The sequence below is a fragment of the Niveibacterium umoris genome (assembly GCF_014197015.1).
Taxonomy (GTDB): Bacteria; Pseudomonadota; Gammaproteobacteria; order Burkholderiales; family Rhodocyclaceae; genus Niveibacterium; species Niveibacterium umoris.
Genome location: NZ_JACIET010000001.1, coordinates 1989768 through 2004754, shown reverse-complemented (window position 1 = coordinate 2004754; position 14987 = coordinate 1989768). Strand labels below are relative to the sequence as shown.

The 14987-nt window shown below is 64.7% G+C and carries 11 protein-coding genes, 1 tRNA gene and 1 other RNA gene; 11 read left to right on the top strand and 2 right to left on the bottom strand.

Annotated elements, in window-relative coordinates; translation table 11 throughout:
• Nucleotide 1 precedes the first annotated feature (1 nt).
• Nucleotides 2-1309, top strand: coding sequence for an adenylosuccinate synthase (locus tag GGR36_RS09035; protein ID WP_183634266.1), 1308 nt, complete (start codon nucleotides 2-4; stop codon nucleotides 1307-1309).
• A 158-nt stretch (nucleotides 1310-1467) separates the two neighbouring features.
• Here the strand turns inward: GGR36_RS09035 and GGR36_RS09030 are convergent.
• Nucleotides 1468-1552: transfer RNA gene (locus GGR36_RS09030), tRNA-Leu, on the bottom strand.
• A gap of 47 nt (nucleotides 1553-1599) precedes the next feature.
• On the opposite strand from GGR36_RS09030, the gene rnr reads away from it, so the two are divergent.
• The 4 genes from rnr to ffs all read left to right on the top strand — a co-directional run bounded on the left by rnr (nucleotide 1600) and on the right by ffs (nucleotide 5693).
• Nucleotides 1600-4332, top strand: a complete 2733-nt coding sequence (gene rnr / locus GGR36_RS09025; protein ID WP_221229512.1) for a ribonuclease R — start codon at nucleotides 1600-1602, stop codon at nucleotides 4330-4332.
• Nucleotides 4325-5068, top strand: a complete 744-nt coding sequence (gene rlmB, locus GGR36_RS09020; RefSeq protein ID WP_183634265.1) for a 23S rRNA (guanosine(2251)-2'-O)-methyltransferase RlmB — start codon at nucleotides 4325-4327, stop codon at nucleotides 5066-5068. Before rnr ends, rlmB begins: the two co-directional genes overlap by 8 nt.
• Nucleotides 5069-5174: 106 nt before the next feature.
• A complete protein-coding gene (locus tag GGR36_RS09015; RefSeq protein WP_242533156.1) occupies nucleotides 5175-5555 on the top strand; it encodes a GNAT family N-acetyltransferase in 381 nt (126 codons plus the stop codon).
• A gap of 40 nt (nucleotides 5556-5595) precedes the next feature.
• Nucleotides 5596-5693: signal recognition particle sRNA small type (gene ffs, locus GGR36_RS09010), an RNA gene on the top strand.
• An 84-nt stretch (nucleotides 5694-5777) separates the two neighbouring features.
• Here ffs and GGR36_RS09005 read toward each other — a convergent pair.
• A complete protein-coding gene (locus GGR36_RS09005; RefSeq protein ID WP_183634263.1) occupies nucleotides 5778-5978 on the bottom strand; it encodes a hypothetical protein in 201 nt (66 codons plus the stop codon).
• 157 nt (nucleotides 5979-6135) lie between these two features.
• Between GGR36_RS09005 and dnaX the strand changes: the two genes are divergently transcribed.
• The 6 genes from dnaX to GGR36_RS08975 all read left to right on the top strand — a co-directional run bounded on the left by dnaX (nucleotide 6136) and on the right by GGR36_RS08975 (nucleotide 14977).
• Complete coding sequence (gene dnaX / locus GGR36_RS09000; RefSeq protein ID WP_183634262.1) at nucleotides 6136-7998, top strand: DNA polymerase III subunit gamma/tau; 1863 nt, start codon at nucleotides 6136-6138, stop codon at nucleotides 7996-7998.
• Between the two features lie 91 nt (nucleotides 7999-8089).
• Nucleotides 8090-8425 carry a YbaB/EbfC family nucleoid-associated protein gene (locus tag GGR36_RS08995; RefSeq protein ID WP_183634957.1) on the top strand — a complete coding sequence of 112 codons (336 nt, stop codon included), beginning with the start codon at nucleotides 8090-8092 and terminating at the stop codon, nucleotides 8423-8425.
• A gap of 96 nt (nucleotides 8426-8521) precedes the next feature.
• On the top strand, nucleotides 8522-9112 hold the full coding sequence (recR, locus tag GGR36_RS08990) for a recombination mediator RecR (RefSeq protein WP_183634261.1): 591 nt from the start codon (nucleotides 8522-8524) through the stop codon (nucleotides 9110-9112).
• Nucleotides 9113-9121: 9 nt separating this feature from the next.
• Nucleotides 9122-10237: a rhomboid family intramembrane serine protease gene (locus tag GGR36_RS08985; protein ID WP_183634260.1), complete on the top strand. Its 1116-nt coding sequence runs from the start codon at nucleotides 9122-9124 to the stop codon at nucleotides 10235-10237.
• A 22-nt stretch (nucleotides 10238-10259) separates the two neighbouring features.
• On the top strand, nucleotides 10260-11225 hold the full coding sequence (locus tag GGR36_RS08980) for a Gfo/Idh/MocA family protein (RefSeq protein ID WP_183634259.1): 966 nt from the start codon (nucleotides 10260-10262) through the stop codon (nucleotides 11223-11225).
• A 71-nt stretch (nucleotides 11226-11296) separates the two neighbouring features.
• Complete coding sequence (locus tag GGR36_RS08975) at nucleotides 11297-14977, top strand: DUF748 domain-containing protein (protein ID WP_183634258.1); 3681 nt, start codon at nucleotides 11297-11299, stop codon at nucleotides 14975-14977.
• Nucleotides 14978-14987: the final 10 nt, after the last annotated feature.

Genomic DNA, 14987 nt, shown 5'->3' with positions numbered 1-14987 from the left:
CATGGCAAGAAATGTTGTCGTCGTCGGCACCCAGTGGGGTGACGAAGGCAAGGGCAAGGTCGTCGACTGGCTCACAGACCACGCGCAAGGTGTTGTGCGTTTTCAGGGCGGCCACAACGCTGGTCACACGCTCGTCATCAAGGGCCAGAAGTACGCGCTCAACCTGATCCCGTCCGGGGTCATGCGTGAAGGCGTGCGTTGCTACATCGGCAACGGTGTCGTGTTGAATGCGGAGCACCTGCTGTACGAAATCGACAAGCTGGAAGCTGGCGGGGTCGAGGTGCGTTCGCGCCTGATGGTCAGCGAAGGCTGCCCGCTCATTCTGCCGTACCACCAGAAGCTCGATCTCGCGCGCGAAGCTCGACGCGGGGATGCGAAGATCGGCACGACCGGCAAGGGCATCGGACCGACCTACGAAGACAAGGTGGCGCGACGCGCGCTGCGCGTGCTCGACCTGTTTTACCCGCAACTCTTCGCCGACAAACTGCGCGAGAACCTCGACTACCACAACTTCGTTCTGACCAAGTATTTTGGAGGCGAAGCGGTCGACTTTCAGCAGACCTACGACGCGTCGATGGCGCTCGCCGACAAGGTGTTGCCGTTGGTGGGCGACGTGTCGGCTGCGCTGCATGCGGTGAACCGCCGCGGCGAGAACCTGCTGTTCGAAGGCGCGCAAGGCACCTTGCTGGATGTGGACCACGGCACCTATCCGTACGTGACCTCGAGCAACTGCGTGGCCGGCGCGGCATCGCCGGGCGCCGGCGTGGGTCCGAACATGCTGCATTACATTCTGGGCATCACCAAGGCCTATACCACGCGCGTCGGCGCAGGCCCGTTCCCGAGCGAGTTGCCGATCGAGGAAGAGGGCTGCGTGGGTCACCATCTTTCAACGGTGGGGCATGAGCGCGGCACGGTCACCGGCCGTGTGCGCCGTTGTGGCTGGTTCGACGCGGCGCTGCTGAAGCGTTCGATCCAGATCAACGGTGTGTCGGGCCTCTGCATCACCAAACTCGATGTGCTCGATGGCATCGATGAACTGCAGCTCTGTGCCGGATACCGGCTGGACGGCAAGATCGTCGATCTGCTACCGATCGGCGCGGACCGGGTGGCGCGTTGCGAACCGATCTATGAGACGATGCCCGGCTGGTCCGAGCCGACCGTTGGTTTGAAGTCGTACGATGCACTGCCGGCCAACGCCCGTGCGTACCTGCGCCGGATCGAAGCGCTTTGCGGCGTGCCGGTCGATATGATTTCGACCGGTCCAGATCGCGAGGAAACCATCGTGCTGCGCCACCCCTTCAAGGGCTGAGCGCCGTCACGAAAACAAGAACCGGTGGGTTGCGGCGCCTGGCGCTGAACCCACCGAACATTACCGAATCCAGATTGCCGACGAATGCGGTGGTGCGCCAATCGGGCGCAGAAAAGAAGAATGCCAGCTCTAGGAGCTGGCATTCTCTGCGAAATTCTTGGTGCCCAGGAGAGGACTCGAACCTCCACACCTTGCGGCACTAGTACCTGAAACTAGCGCGTCTACCAATTTCGCCACCTGGGCATTCGCTGCGCTGCAGCGAGTTAATAAGTATAGCTTAAGGAATTCACTTGTCAACAACTCCAAGAAAGAGAACTCGGACGCGCGAGCCGATCGCCGAACCGGTCGCGCCGAGCGTCAATGAGACAACGCAGCCGGAAACCCCGCCTGCATCAACGAAACCGGCGCGTCGCGCCAAGGAAAAGGCCGTCGGGACGGGGGCGGGCTTAAGCAAAATCCGCCGTGCCGATCCTTTTCTCGATCGCGAACTGCAAAACTACGAAACGCCGCTCCCGAGCCGCGAGTACATCCTTCAGACGCTCACCGAGCAGGGCGTACCGACTACCGGCGAAGAACTTGCAACGGCGCTCGACATCAAGCTCGAAGAGGAAGATGTGTTCGCGCGTCGCCTCGGCGCGATGGAGCGCGACGGGCAGTTGATGCGTAACCGGCGCGGCGCCTACATCCTGCCGGACAAGGCGGATCTGATTCGTGGCCGAGTCGAGGGTCATCCGGACGGCTACGGCTTCCTGAGGCCCGAAGACGGCGGCGACGACCTCTTCCTCGGTCCGCGTGAAATGAAAGAAGTGCTGCACGGCGATCGTGCGCTGGTTCGCGTGACCGGCGCCGATTGGAAGGGCCGCCGTGAGGCCAAGATCGTGGAAGTGCTCGAACGTGCGAACGAACGTGTCGTCGGCCGTGTGGTGGTCGAGCACGGCGTGCATTACGTGGTGGCCGAGAACCGTCGCATCAACCAGGAAATCCTGCTGGCCCGCGAAGGCCGCATCAAGCTGCCGGTCGCCGGGCAGATCGTCACGGTCGCGCTGGTGCAGCAGCCGACCAAGAACAGCCAGCCGATCGGCAAGGTGGTCGAAGTGCTCGGTGCCTATGCCGACCCCGGCATGGAGATCGAGATCGCGCTGCGCAAGCACGACCTGCCGTTCGAGTTTTCCAAGGCTGCCATTGCGCAGGCCGCGCGCATTCCGGACGAGGTTCGCGAGAGCGACCTCGGCGGTACCCGCGAAGACATCCGTGCGTTGCCCCTGGTCACGATCGATGGCGAGACCGCGCGCGACTTCGACGACGCCGTCTTTGCCGAACCGCAGGGCAAGGGCTGGCGCCTGATCGTCGCGATTGCCGATGTCAGCCACTATGTCACCGACGGTAGTCCGCTCGATAAGGATGCCTACGAACGCGGCAACTCGGTCTACTTCCCGCGGCGCGTGATCCCGATGCTGCCGGAAAAGCTGTCGAACGGCCTTTGTTCACTGAACCCGCATGTCGACCGCCTGTGCATGGTCTGCGACATGGCGATCTCGCTCACCGGCAAGATCCAGCGCTACCGTTTCTACCCTGCGGTGATGCACTCGAAGGCGCGCCTCACCTACACCAAGGTGGCTGCCGCGCTGTACGAGAAGGACGAGGCGATGCGCGCCGAACTCGCGCCACTGCTGCCTCAGCTCGAAGCGCTCGACGCGGTTTTCCAGATCCTGCTCAAGGCGCGTGCGCGACGCGGCGCGATCGACTTCGAGACCAACGAAACGAAGATGGTCTTCAACGACCAGGGCAAGATCGAGAAGATCGTGCCGGAAAGCCGTAATGACGCGCACCGGTTGATTGAGGAGTGCATGCTCGCGGCCAACGTCTGCGCGTCCGAATTCCTCGAATTCAATGAGCAGCCGGCGCTGTACCGCATCCACGCCGGGCCCAGCGCTGAAAAGCTGGAAAAGCTGCGCACCTTCCTGTCCGAATTCGGGCTGGATCTGGGCGGCGGCGACGACCCGGCAACCTCCGACTTCGCGCGGCTGATCGACCGGATACGCACGCGGCCGGACCGCCAGTTGCTGCAGACGGTGATGCTGCGCTCGCTGCGCCAAGCGATGTACAGCCCGGACAACGTTGGCCACTTCGGTCTTGCCTACGACGCCTATACCCACTTCACCTCGCCGATCCGGCGCTATCCGGACCTGCTCGTGCATCGTGCGATCAAGGCGGTGCTCGCCCGTCAGCAGTCGCGCAAAAAGAACAAGGCCGCAGAAGCGCTCGCCGAGCTCGATCTTGATGAAATCGGCGCGCACTGTTCGGCGACCGAGCGCCGTGCGGACGAAGCGACACGCGACGTCGAAGCCTGGCTCAAGTGTTTCTTCATGCAGGATCGGATCGGCGAAGAGTTCGAGGGCAGTGTGTCGGCTGCCGTGCCCTTCGGCATCTTTGTTGCGCTCGACGATGTGTTCATCGAAGGCTTGGTCCACATCTCGGACCTGGGTGCCGATTACTTCCACTTCGACGATGCGCGCCACGAACTGGTGGGCGAACGTACGGGTCAGCGTTTCCGTCTGGCCGACCGCGTGCGGGTACAACTGATGCGTGTCGATCTGGAAAGCCGCAAGATTGACTTCCGCTTGGTTGAAGCCACGCCCGCGCCCACCGCGCGCCGCGGCAAGACTGCGCGTGATGCTTCGCGCGATCAGCGCAAGGCGCAGGCCGTAGTGCCGCCGGAAGACGATGACGTCGAGTTGCTTAGCTGGCGAGAATTGCAGGGCGTGAAGGCTGGCGTTCACGACCCGCTTGCGGCGGACGACGGATCGCGTCGCCGTCGCGCTGGCGGCGTACCGAAATCAGGGAATGCCCCTGCCGCTTCGGGTGGCCGCAGGGCGGATGGCGCGCCTGCGAAGGGCGGCGGCCGTGCGCCGCGCAAGGCCGCGACATCGCAAGGCGCACCTGCGCGCAAGAAGGCTGCACCTGGCGCGAAGAAGGCCGCGCCAAAGGGCGGCCCGCGCAAGAAGGGAGGCCGTCGTGGCTGAGTCCCGCTATATCCACGGCTTTCATGCGATCAGCGCAAAACTGCGGCACGACCCCGAGGCCGTGCTGGAAATCTACCTCGATGCCAAGCGCGCCGACGCACGCGCCAAGGACCTCATCGCTCGGGCGGAGCTTGCTGGTGTGCGGCTGCATCCGGTCGATGCTCAGCGGCTCGACGGCATGGCCGGCACGCACCGGCACCAGGGCGTGGTCGCCAAGGTGAACGCCCAGCAGCGTGCGCTGAAGGTGGATGACGTACTCGAAGGGCTGACTGAGCCGGCGCTGCTGCTGGTGCTCGACGGCGTGACCGATCCGCACAACCTCGGCGCTGCCTTACGCGTGGCCGACGGCGCCGGCGCGCATGCGGTGATCGCACCGAAAGACCGCTCGGTAGGCCTGAACGCTACCGCGATGAAGGTTGCCAGCGGCGCCGCGGATACCGTGCCGTACATCACCGTTACCAATCTCGCGCGCACCTTGCGCGAGTTGCAGGAGGCGGGTATCTGGTGCGTTGGTGCCGCCGGCGAGGCCGAGAAGGACCTTTACGCCATCGATCAGCGTGGGCCGGTCGCATGGGTGCTTGGCGCCGAAGGCGACGGCCTGCGTCGCTTGACCCGTGAGACCTGCGACGAGCTGGCGCGGATCCCGATGTACGGTTCGGTCGAGAGTCTCAACGTCTCTGTGGCGAGCGGCATCTGCCTGTTCGAGGTGCGCCGTCAGCGCGCGGCGGGAGCATGAGGCGCTAAGCTTTGCGGTGGCCGGCGAGCAAACGCTGCCGGCGGTCTGCGCGCTTCTCGCCGAGGCCGTCCGTTGGCTTGATGCCAGCGGGCGGCCGATGTGGCGCATGGATGAGGTCGGCGCCGCGCAGGTCCTGCCTTGGGTGAAGCGCGGTTCGGTGCACCTGGTTTGCCTTGCCGGCGAGCCGGTAGCGACCTACCGGCTGCAGCCTGAAGACGAAGTCTTCTGGCCTGATCCGGCCGACGCAGATGCGCTGTTTCTGCACCGGATCGCGATCGCGCGTGCCCATGCCGGCAAGGGCATTCTGGCGGCGATCGTTGCGCAGGCGAAACGCGAAGCCCGCGCTGCGCGCCGCGGCTGGCTGCGACTGGACTGTGCCAGCGACCGCACGGGTTTGCGCCGCGCCTACGAACGCGAAGGGTTCCTGCTGCGCGACGAACGCGTGTGCGGTGCGTGGCATGTGGCGCGTTACGAAAGCGCGGTCTGAGGTGGCGGTCGCCACAAAGGTCCGTGGTATGATTCACCGTGGCGGGTCTCCCCGCATTGCAGCGTGGGAACCTGGTCAGGTCCGGAAGGAAGCAGCCATAACCGCTCCCTGCAAGTGCCGGGGGTCAGGCTCGCCACCCTGAATACAAGAAGGGCGTCGAAGGTGACTTCGACGCCCTTTGCATTTCCCGGACATCCTCGCGCACAGCTCGCGCGAATCGCCTCATGTGAACGTGCCCCGGTGTTTGCCGATCACGGGTGCGGGTGTCGCATGAACGCGCGTCTTCGGATCCGTTTCGGTGGCGTAGAGGCCTGGCGACGCGAGGGCCTCGGCGAGCAGTACTGCCGCACCGGCGATCACCACCCCGATACCGAGGATGCGCCGGGGCCCCAGCTGGCCTTGGTGACTCGTGATTGTGCTCATTTCGTGCTCCTGTTCTGCATGCCGTTAAGCGAAGTCTGGTCGCAGCGGCCCGACACATCCAATTGATTGCAGCAACCGGTCGGATTGTTTGAAGCTATCGACGCAGGCGAGCCTCGCCCACCCGGGGGGCGCAAGGCCCTCTGCTAGAATCCTCGGCATGAGCTACTTGGTGCTGGCGCGCAAATGGCGCCCGAAAAGCTTCGACACCCTGGTCGGGCAGGAGCATGTGGTGCGCGCGCTGTCGCATGCGCTGGCCACTGGCCGGCTGCACCACGCATGGCTGTTCACCGGCACGCGCGGCGTCGGCAAGACCACGATCTCGCGCATCCTTGCCAAGGCCCTGAATTGCGAAACTGGCGTGACCGCCACCCCATGCGGGGTCTGCTCGTCGTGTCAGGAGATCGATGCCGGGCGTTTCGTCGATTACGTCGAGATGGATGCGGCGAGCAACCGCGGCGTGGACGATATGGCGTCGCTGCTCGACAAGGCGGCCTACGCCCCGACTCGTGGCCGCTACAAGGTCTACATGATCGACGAAGTGCACCAGCTCACCGGGCACGCCTTCAACGCGATGTTGAAGACGCTGGAAGAACCTCCGGCGCACATGAAATTCATCCTCGCCACCACCGATCCGCAAAAGATTCCGGTGACGGTGTTGTCGCGCTGCTTGCAGTTCAACCTCAAGCAGATGCCGCCGGGGCATATCGTCGATCACCTCTCGCGCATTCTTGAGCAAGAGGGCGTGCCCTTCGAGGCGGGCGCCTTGCGCCACCTCGCGCGCGGCGCCAACGGGTCGATGCGCGATGCGCTGTCGCTGCTCGATCAGGCGATCGCGCATGGCGCGGGGCGGGTCGAAGAGCAGGGCGTGCGCGACATGCTTGGGTCGGTCGGCGAGGATCAGCTCTACGCCCTGGTGGAAGGTCTGGCGGATCAGGATTTGCCCGCGATGCTGGCTGTGGCCGATGAGATGCAGGCGCGCAGCCTGAGTTTCGAGGCCGCACTGCAGGCCTTTGCAAGCTTGCTGCACCGTTTGGCGCTGACGCAGTTCGCTCCGCAAGCCATCACCGACACACTTGAGCGAGCGCAGTTGGAAGCGCTGGCCGCGCGTTTCGAGCCCGAATTCCTGCAACTGGCCTACCAGATTGCGATCCACGGTCGCGACGACCTGCCGCTTGCGCCGGACCCGTATGCCGGTTTCACGATGACGCTGCTGCGCCTGCATGCCTTCCGGCCAGAGATGCCGGGCGAGGCACGTGCGGGCGGCGCTGCTGCTCCCGCCGGTGGTGCCCCGCGGGCCCGCCCCTTGCCGACGACACCGCAGGTTCGACCAACGCAGGCTGCTGCAGCGCCTCGTGCGCATCCCGCCGACCCTGCGGCGCCGCGTGCGGCGACGTCGGCGCCGGCGGCGACACCGCGCGAACCCGCGTCCGATCCGGAGCCCGAGCCTGCGGTCACGGATGAGAGTGAGCAGGGCGCCTTTGAGCCTGCTTTCGATCAGGGTTACGAGCAGGTATTCGAGCCCGATTTTGCGCCGCCGGCCCCGCCGCCTTTCGCGCCACCGTATAGCAGTGCGCCGCAGGCGTCGCCCCACCCGCCCGCTTCTGTGCCTGATCGCAGTGCCGTGGCGATCGATGAGGCCCGCGCAGACTGGCATGCAATGGTCGATGCGATGCGGCTCGGTGGTCTGGTGCGCGAACTCGCGCAGCAATGCGAGTTGATCGGCATCGATCCCGCACTGGTTCGGCTGCGCTTGCCTGAGACGCACAAGCACCTGGCGAGCATGCAGAGCACGCGCGACAAGCTGCAGGAAGCGCTGTCGGCCTTGTTGGGCCGTAACGTCAAGGCGGGTATCGAGATCGGCGCTGTGGCCTCAGAAACACCTGCCCAGCGCAATCAGGTCGAGAAACAGAGACGCCACGCCGAGGCGGTCGCCGCGCTTGAAGCCGACCCCTTTGTGCGTGAAGTGATTGAAAGATTTGATGCGACACTCGTTGCCTCATCAGTGAAACCGCTCGCCTGAGCGAAGGGCTCGGCCCGCAATCAGGCGCAGCAAAGAACCGCGGAAAGCCAGATCTGGCGCCGCTGTCGTGTTTTGACCAGGAGTAATGACGATGTTCAAGGGTGGTGGCATGGGCAATCTCGCCGGGCTGATGAAGCAAGCCCAGCAGATGCAGGAAAACATGAAGAAGGCGCAGGATGCCCTCGCGCTGATCGAGGTCGAAGGTGCGTCCGGCGCCGGCATGGTCAAGGTGCAGATGACCTGCAAGTACGACGTGCGTCGCGTGACGATCGACCCCTCGGTGATGGACGACAAGGAAATGCTTGAGGACCTCGTCGCCGCGGCCCTGAACGACGCCGTGCGCAAGGTCGAGGCGACCACGCAGGAGAAGATGGCCGGTTTCACCGCGGGCCTGAATTTGCCGCCGGGCATGAAACTGCCGTTCTGAACCATTGCGGGCATCGGGGCGAGATGTGCGGTCGCGGGTTCCTGCGGCCGCAGCGTTGCGTGTTGACCTGTTTGCCCGCCAGAGACTGGTCCGCCGATGCCTGCAGCACTTGAAGAACTGATCGAAGCGCTCCGCGTCCTTCCCGGCGTGGGGCCCAAGTCTGCGCAGCGCATGGCTTACCACCTGCTGCAGCGCGACCGCAACGGTGCCGGGCGGCTGGGCAAGGCGCTCGATGCGGCGCTGGCGCACATCCGGCACTGCAGCCGCTGCAACACCTTCACCGAGGCGGAGATCTGCGAGCGCTGCGCCAGCCCGGCGCGCGATCCGCATCTTTTATGCGTGGTCGAAATGCCGGCGGATCTGGCGATGATGGAGCAGACCCACGCCTACCGCGGCATGTACTACGTGCTGATGGGGCGTGTCTCGCCGCTCGATGGCATCGGGCCGCGCGAACTCAAGCTCGATCGCCTGCTCGCCCGCGCCACCGATGGCTCGGTGCAGGAAGTAATCCTCGCGACCAATTTCACCAACGAGGGTGAAGCCACCGCACACTACGTCGGCGAGATGCTGCGCGCGCGCGGGCTCAAGGTCAGCCGCATCGCGCGCGGCCTGCCGGTGGGCGGCGAACTCGAGCACACCGATATCGGCACGATCACGCAGGCGCTGGTCGAGCGTCGCGTGGTCTGAGGGGGCGCCTTGAACGAGGAACGCTTCCTGGATTTGCTGTTCGGCCGCATTTCGCGGCCCTGGGTCACCTACCTGCTGGTGGCTGCCAACCTGCTCGTATTTGCCTGGCTCGTGCTGCGCAGCGGTTCGATCATGCAGATCAACAGTCAGGTGCTGATCAACTACGGGGCGCTGTATGGCCCGGCTGCGTTGACCGGGCAGGGCTGGCGAGTGATCACCGCGATCTTCCTGCACGGCGGGCTGATGCATATCGCCCTCAACATGTTTGCCCTGTGGCAGGTCGGCGCCGTTGGTGAACGCCTGTTCGGCCACCGCAACTTCCTGCTGACCTACGCGGGTGCGGGACTGCTTGGCTCATTCCTGAGCCTGTGGTGGAAGCCGGGGGTGCTCAGCGTTGGTGCCTCCGGCGCGATTTTCGGCCTTTACGGCGCGCTGCTCGCTTACCTGATCTTCGAACGGCGCGCAGTGCCGCATGCAATCCTGCGGGAATTGCGTACCAGTACGGTGGCCTTCATCGGTTTCTCGCTGTTTGCCGGCGTCGCGTTGCCCGGTATCGACAACGCTGCGCACGTCGGCGGACTCGTCGCTGGTTTCGTACTCGGCGCCGGTTTCGCGCACCCGCTCGACCAAAGGCCGGGCCTTGGAGTCTGGCTACGCAGCCTGTCGGGCATCTCGGCAGTGCTCTGCCTTGCGCTGATGCTCTGGCAGGGCGCGCAACCGGCGGGCGAAGGCTTTCGGCGCATGGCGCTCGAGCAGCGTCAGGCCGCGTTGTTCGCCGAGACCGATCTGGAATTGTCGCAACGGGTGGCGGCGCTGGTCGCGGGTCTTCAGCAGGGTAAGATCACCCGCGAGGCGGCATTGGAACAGATCGAGAACGAACTTTTGCCGGGGCGCGAACTGCAGCTGCAGATGGTGACCGCGCTGCCGAAGACGGTGCCGCAGCGCGAGATGCTGGTCGCCTATCAGCAGGCGCGGCGCAATGCGGTGATGGCCTTGGGGAAGGCCTGCGCCACCGGTGAATCACATTGGATCGAGGTGGCCGCCAACCAGTCGTTACTGGCCGACAACGTGATGTTGCGGATTCGCCTCGCGCAGACACAACAGGGCACACGCGGCAGGCAGTAATCGCGGTTTCGGGGGAAAACGTATGGGCGCGACTGTGAAGTGGGGGCTTCTGGGTGCGGCGCGGATTGCCGAACGTGCGCTGATTCCGGCCATCCGGGCCGCTGGCGGGCGCATTGTTGCGCTGGGGTGCCGCGACGAAGCGCGCGGCAAGGCTTTCGCACAGCATCACGACATCGCGCGCGTGCAAACCTATCTGGAACTGGTGCAGGACCCGGAGATCGACGCGGTCTATATCGGCCTGCCCAACTCGGCTCACTTGCCCTGGGCGCTGGCGGCGCTCGCCGCGGGCAAGCATGTGTTGTGCGAGAAGCCGCTGACGCTCAACGCGAACCAAGTGGCGCAACTGCAGGCCGCGCAACGGATTCACGGTCGCGTTGCGATGGAGGCCTTCATGTATCGCTTCCATCCGGTTATCGAGCGGCTGCATACGCTGGTGCGCGACGGTGCAATCGGCCCGGTGCGGTTGATGCGCGGGGCGTTCGCGTTCATCCTCGACAAGCCCGACGACCCGCGCTGGGATCCGGCACTGGGCGGTGGTGCGTTGTACGACGTGGGCTGCTACCCGATCGATCTGATGCGTCATCTCACCGGCGAGTTGCCCGACGTGCTGGCTGCGCAGGCGAGCTATACCGATCGTGGCGTCGACCATGCGGTCAGCGCTTTGATGAACTTCGGCGATGTGCACGCCCACATGGACTGCGGCTTTACGCTCCCGTTTCATCAGTCGTTCGAGGTGATCGGCAGCCATGGCGCGCTGCGTATCGATCACCCCTTCCTCAACACGCATGTCGAGACCGCCCTGACGGTGGGCAATGACGTCGAGCGTTTCCCTCCGACCGACGCGTACCTGCTGATGGTGGCGCACTTTCAGCGGGTTATCAGGCTCGAAGAGCCGCAGCGCTATCCGCTCGACGATTCACGCGCGCAAGCCGAGGCCATTGATCGCGTATTTCTTGCGCTGGAGCCACAACCGTCGGGCGGGATCTAGGCAAGCTGGCCACGCGGGCACTGCGCGCCCGATCAGATTCCTGACCCTAAAGCAATCAACGGGAGTACACGATGGACCTGCGGACATGGCTTGAGCGGCCGAAGGTGCGTGTCTGGGCGCGCCGGCTCGGCATCGTCGTCGCGGCTTACCTGCTGTTCGCCGGCGCCGTGGCGCTGATTGCGCCGCCGCTTGTAAAGAACGGATTGCAGAAAGCGGCGGGTGACTTCCTGCAGCGCCCGGTGACGGTCGGCGCGGTGCACATCAACCTGTTGCGCCTTTCGGCATCGATCGACGATCTCAAGATCGACGGGCGCAAGGGCGAGCCGCCGCTGCTCGAAGTTGCCAGGGTCGAAGCCAATCTTGCCGGCCCGAGCGCGCTCTTCCATCGCGCAGCGGTGATCCAGTCGCTGCGCATCGAACGGCCAAGGCTGTACATCGCGCGCGAGGCCGCCAATCGCTATTCGATCAGCGACATCCTTGACCGTCTTGCCGCGCAGCCGAAAACCAAGGACGACGAAGGGACGGCGCGATTCGCGCTGTACAACCTCGAACTGACGGAAGGCAGCCTGCGCTTCAACGACAAACCGGTTGCGCGCGAGCACCGTATCGAACGACTCGCACTGTCCCTGCCTTTCCTCTCCAGCATTCCGGCGGACGTTGAGGTGTTCGCGCAGCCGCACCTGTCGGCCATGCTGGACGGCACGCCGCTCGAAGTTGGGGGCAAGGCGCGCCCCTTCCTGCGCGGGAATCGGGACGCCGACGTGGCACTCAAGCTCGACCCGATCGACATCACGCAGTTCATCGCCTATCTGCCCAAGGCACCGGGCGTGAAACTCGAAGCCGCCCGGTTCGGCGCCGACATCAACCTGAAGTTCGCGCAACCGGCCGGCAAACTCCCGCGCGTGGCCTTGTCGGGCCGGATCAGCGCGACCGGCTGGAATGTCCATGACAGCGACGGTGCGGAGTTGTTGCACTTCGACGCTTTGAACGTGGACCTCGCTGACGTGGAACCCCTCGCGCACAAGGCGCACGTGAAGCAGGTCGAATGGGTGAAACCCAGATTCTCGATCGAGTTTGACAGTGCCAACCGGATCCGCGCGATCAAGGCGATCCAGCGGGAAATTGCGTCGTACGCACCGGCCGAAGACCCTGCCAAACCGGTGGCGCCCGCAAGCGCGGCGAAGGCGCCGTCGGGCGCCTGGCAGTGGCAGGTGGATCGCATCGCGATCAGCGCGGGGCGGGCTGACTTGACCAACGTAACGATGACGCCGCCGGTTCACATGGCCGCCGAGACAATCGATTTCGAGCTCAAGGGGCTCTCTTCCGCGCTCGACAAAGCAACGGCGCTCAAGTTGTCGATGCTCGGCGATGCGGGGGAGAAGCTCGCCATCGAAGGCGCACTGACGCCCAAGCCGACCCTGTTCAAGGGACTCGCGGATTTCTCTGGCATCCAGGTTGCGCGGGGCGCGCCGTACGTGTTCGCGACAATTCCAGGCCTGGTTGTCGACTCGGCGGCGTTGCAGGGGCGCGTGCCCCTGACGGTCAAGGTGGGGGAGCAGGGTGTCGGCGTAACACTCGAAGAGGCCCAACTCTCGGCCAAGGACGTTTCGCTGCGTGTGCAGGGCGACAAGACGCCTTTCTTTAAGGCAGCAGAGATATCGCTGGACCAACTGACGCTTGACCTGCCGAATCGAAGTGCAAAGCTGGCATCCGCCCGCTTGGCGCAGCCCGATGTTTACCTTCGTCGCGGCAAGAACGGCGAGTTGGACATTGCACGTCTTGGCGGCGTCAAAAAGACTGGGAAGGCCGACGCGGGGCGGGCGGCGCCGGAGGCCAGCGCACCTTCGGAGTGGAACTACGCGGTTGGCGAGCTGGCAATCGATGACGGCGCGCTGCGCTTTGAAGATGCCTCACAGGCGAACCCGCTCAAGCTTGCGTTGAAGCCACTGTCGCTCAAGGTGACGGGGGTCGATAGCCAGCCCGGCCGCTTCGCCCAGATCGATCTCGGCGCCGGCTGGAACGACAAGGGCCGCCTCGCGGTGTCGGGCAAATTCTCGCCGCAGCCGCTGCGCGCGGATCTGAAGATTGACGCTACCGCGCTCGACGTGGTGCCACTCGTCGCCCGTGTCACGCGTGATTATGAGATGTCGGTGACGCGCGCCAAAGTCTCTGCGAAGGGTCAGTTGTCGTTGGACCTGAGCAAACCGGACGCCCCTGCCGGCGGTTTCAAGGGCAATGTCTCGGTGGCGGATTTCACCTCGATCGACCTGATCAACGACGAAGACTTTGTGCGCTGGGGCATGTTCGCGGTCAATCGGGCTGACCTGCGGCTGTCTCCGCTGTCGGTATCCATTGGCGAGATCGCGCTGCGTGACTTGCAGACGCGCCTGATCCTGAACAAGGACGGCGCCCTGAACCTGCGGGAGGTCACGCAGAAGCGCCATCTCGATGGCGGCAACGAGCCGCCCGCTGCGCCGGTCGCACCCGCCGCGACCAAGCAAGCGCAAGCCAAACCGGCAACGGCCGAGCCCGCTGCGCCGCTGCCGCCGATCCGCATCGACCGGATCGTCTTGAGCGGGGCGGCGATTGCCTACAGCGACCGGTTCGTCAGGCCCAATTTCGATGCGCGCCTGTCGGGCGTGACCGGGCGCATGGAGAACCTTGCGACCGACCCGAGCAAGGTGGCGACGATCGAACTCAAGGGAGCGGTGGATGGGCTCGCGCCGCTGGAAATCAGCGGGCAACTCGCGCCGCTGCGCAATGATCGATTTCTCGACATGAAAGTGGCCGTCAAGGGCTATGAGTTGTCGGCGCTGTCGTCCTACGCGGCCAAGTATGTCGGTTACGGAATCGAGCGCGGCAAGCTGTCGATGGATCTGCGCTACAAGATCGAGAACCGCACCTTGAGCGCCGAGAATCATGTGTTCCTCGACCAGCTGACCTTTGGCGACAAGGTGGAGAGCCCGGACGCGACCAGCTTGCCGGTGCGTTTCGCAGTGAATCTGCTGAAGAACAGTCGCGGCGAGATCGACATCAACCTGCCGGTGGGCGGCACGCTGGACGACCCGCAGTTCTCGGTCGGCGGCATCATCTGGAACATGATCCTCAACTTCTTCGGCAAGGTGATTTCTTCGCCGTTTTCGTTCCTCGCCGGAGGGGGCGGCGCCGCCGGCGATCTGTCTTACCTCGCATTCACGCCGGGCTCGGCGAAACTCGACGCCGAGGCGATCAAGCGGCTCGAAGGCGTGGCCAAGGCGCTCAAGGAACGCCCCGCGCTGGATCTGGACCTGACCGGCCGCGCCGACCCGCTGGTGGATGCCGAGGGGCTCAAGCGCGAGAGCTTCCAGCGCAAGGTGCGGGCCCTGAAGCTGCAGGAGATGGTCAAGGCCGGCGAATCCGGCGGCAGCATGGACGAGGTGCGCATCGACCCGGCGGAGTATCCGCGCCTGCTGCGCAAGGTCTATGAGGACGAAAAGATGCCTAACAAGCCGCGCAACCTCGTCGGCATGCAGAAGGAACTGCCGGTGGCCGACATGGAACGCATGCTCGCGGCCAACGCGAAGGTCGGCGAGGAGGACGTGCGCACCCTGGCGATCACGCGATCGAACCAGGTGCAGAACTGGCTGGTCGAAGTCGGCAAGGTGCCTGCCGACCGCGTGTTCCTGCTCGCGCCGAAGTTCGGAGAAGACAAGGACAAAGCAGACACGAAGGGCGCCACAAGCACCAGTCGTGTCGATTTCACGCTGCGTTGAACAACGCGTT

Coding starts and splice junctions, on each gene's coding strand:
- GGR36_RS09035 (WP_183634266.1), top strand. CDS start 2: ATGGCAAGAAATGTTGTCGTCGTCGGCACCCAGTGGGGTGACGAAGGC.
- GGR36_RS09015 (WP_242533156.1), top strand. CDS start 5,175: ATGGATGAGGTCGGCGCCGCGCAGGTCCTGCCTTGGGTGAAGCGCGGT.
- GGR36_RS09005 (WP_183634263.1), bottom strand. CDS start 5,978: ATGAGCACAATCACGAGTCACCAAGGCCAGCTGGGGCCCCGGCGCATC.
- dnaX (WP_183634262.1), top strand. CDS start 6,136: ATGAGCTACTTGGTGCTGGCGCGCAAATGGCGCCCGAAAAGCTTCGAC.
- GGR36_RS08995 (WP_183634957.1), top strand. CDS start 8,090: ATGTTCAAGGGTGGTGGCATGGGCAATCTCGCCGGGCTGATGAAGCAA.
- recR (WP_183634261.1), top strand. CDS start 8,522: ATGCCTGCAGCACTTGAAGAACTGATCGAAGCGCTCCGCGTCCTTCCC.
- GGR36_RS08980 (WP_183634259.1), top strand. CDS start 10,260: ATGGGCGCGACTGTGAAGTGGGGGCTTCTGGGTGCGGCGCGGATTGCC.
- GGR36_RS08975 (WP_183634258.1), top strand. CDS start 11,297: ATGGACCTGCGGACATGGCTTGAGCGGCCGAAGGTGCGTGTCTGGGCG.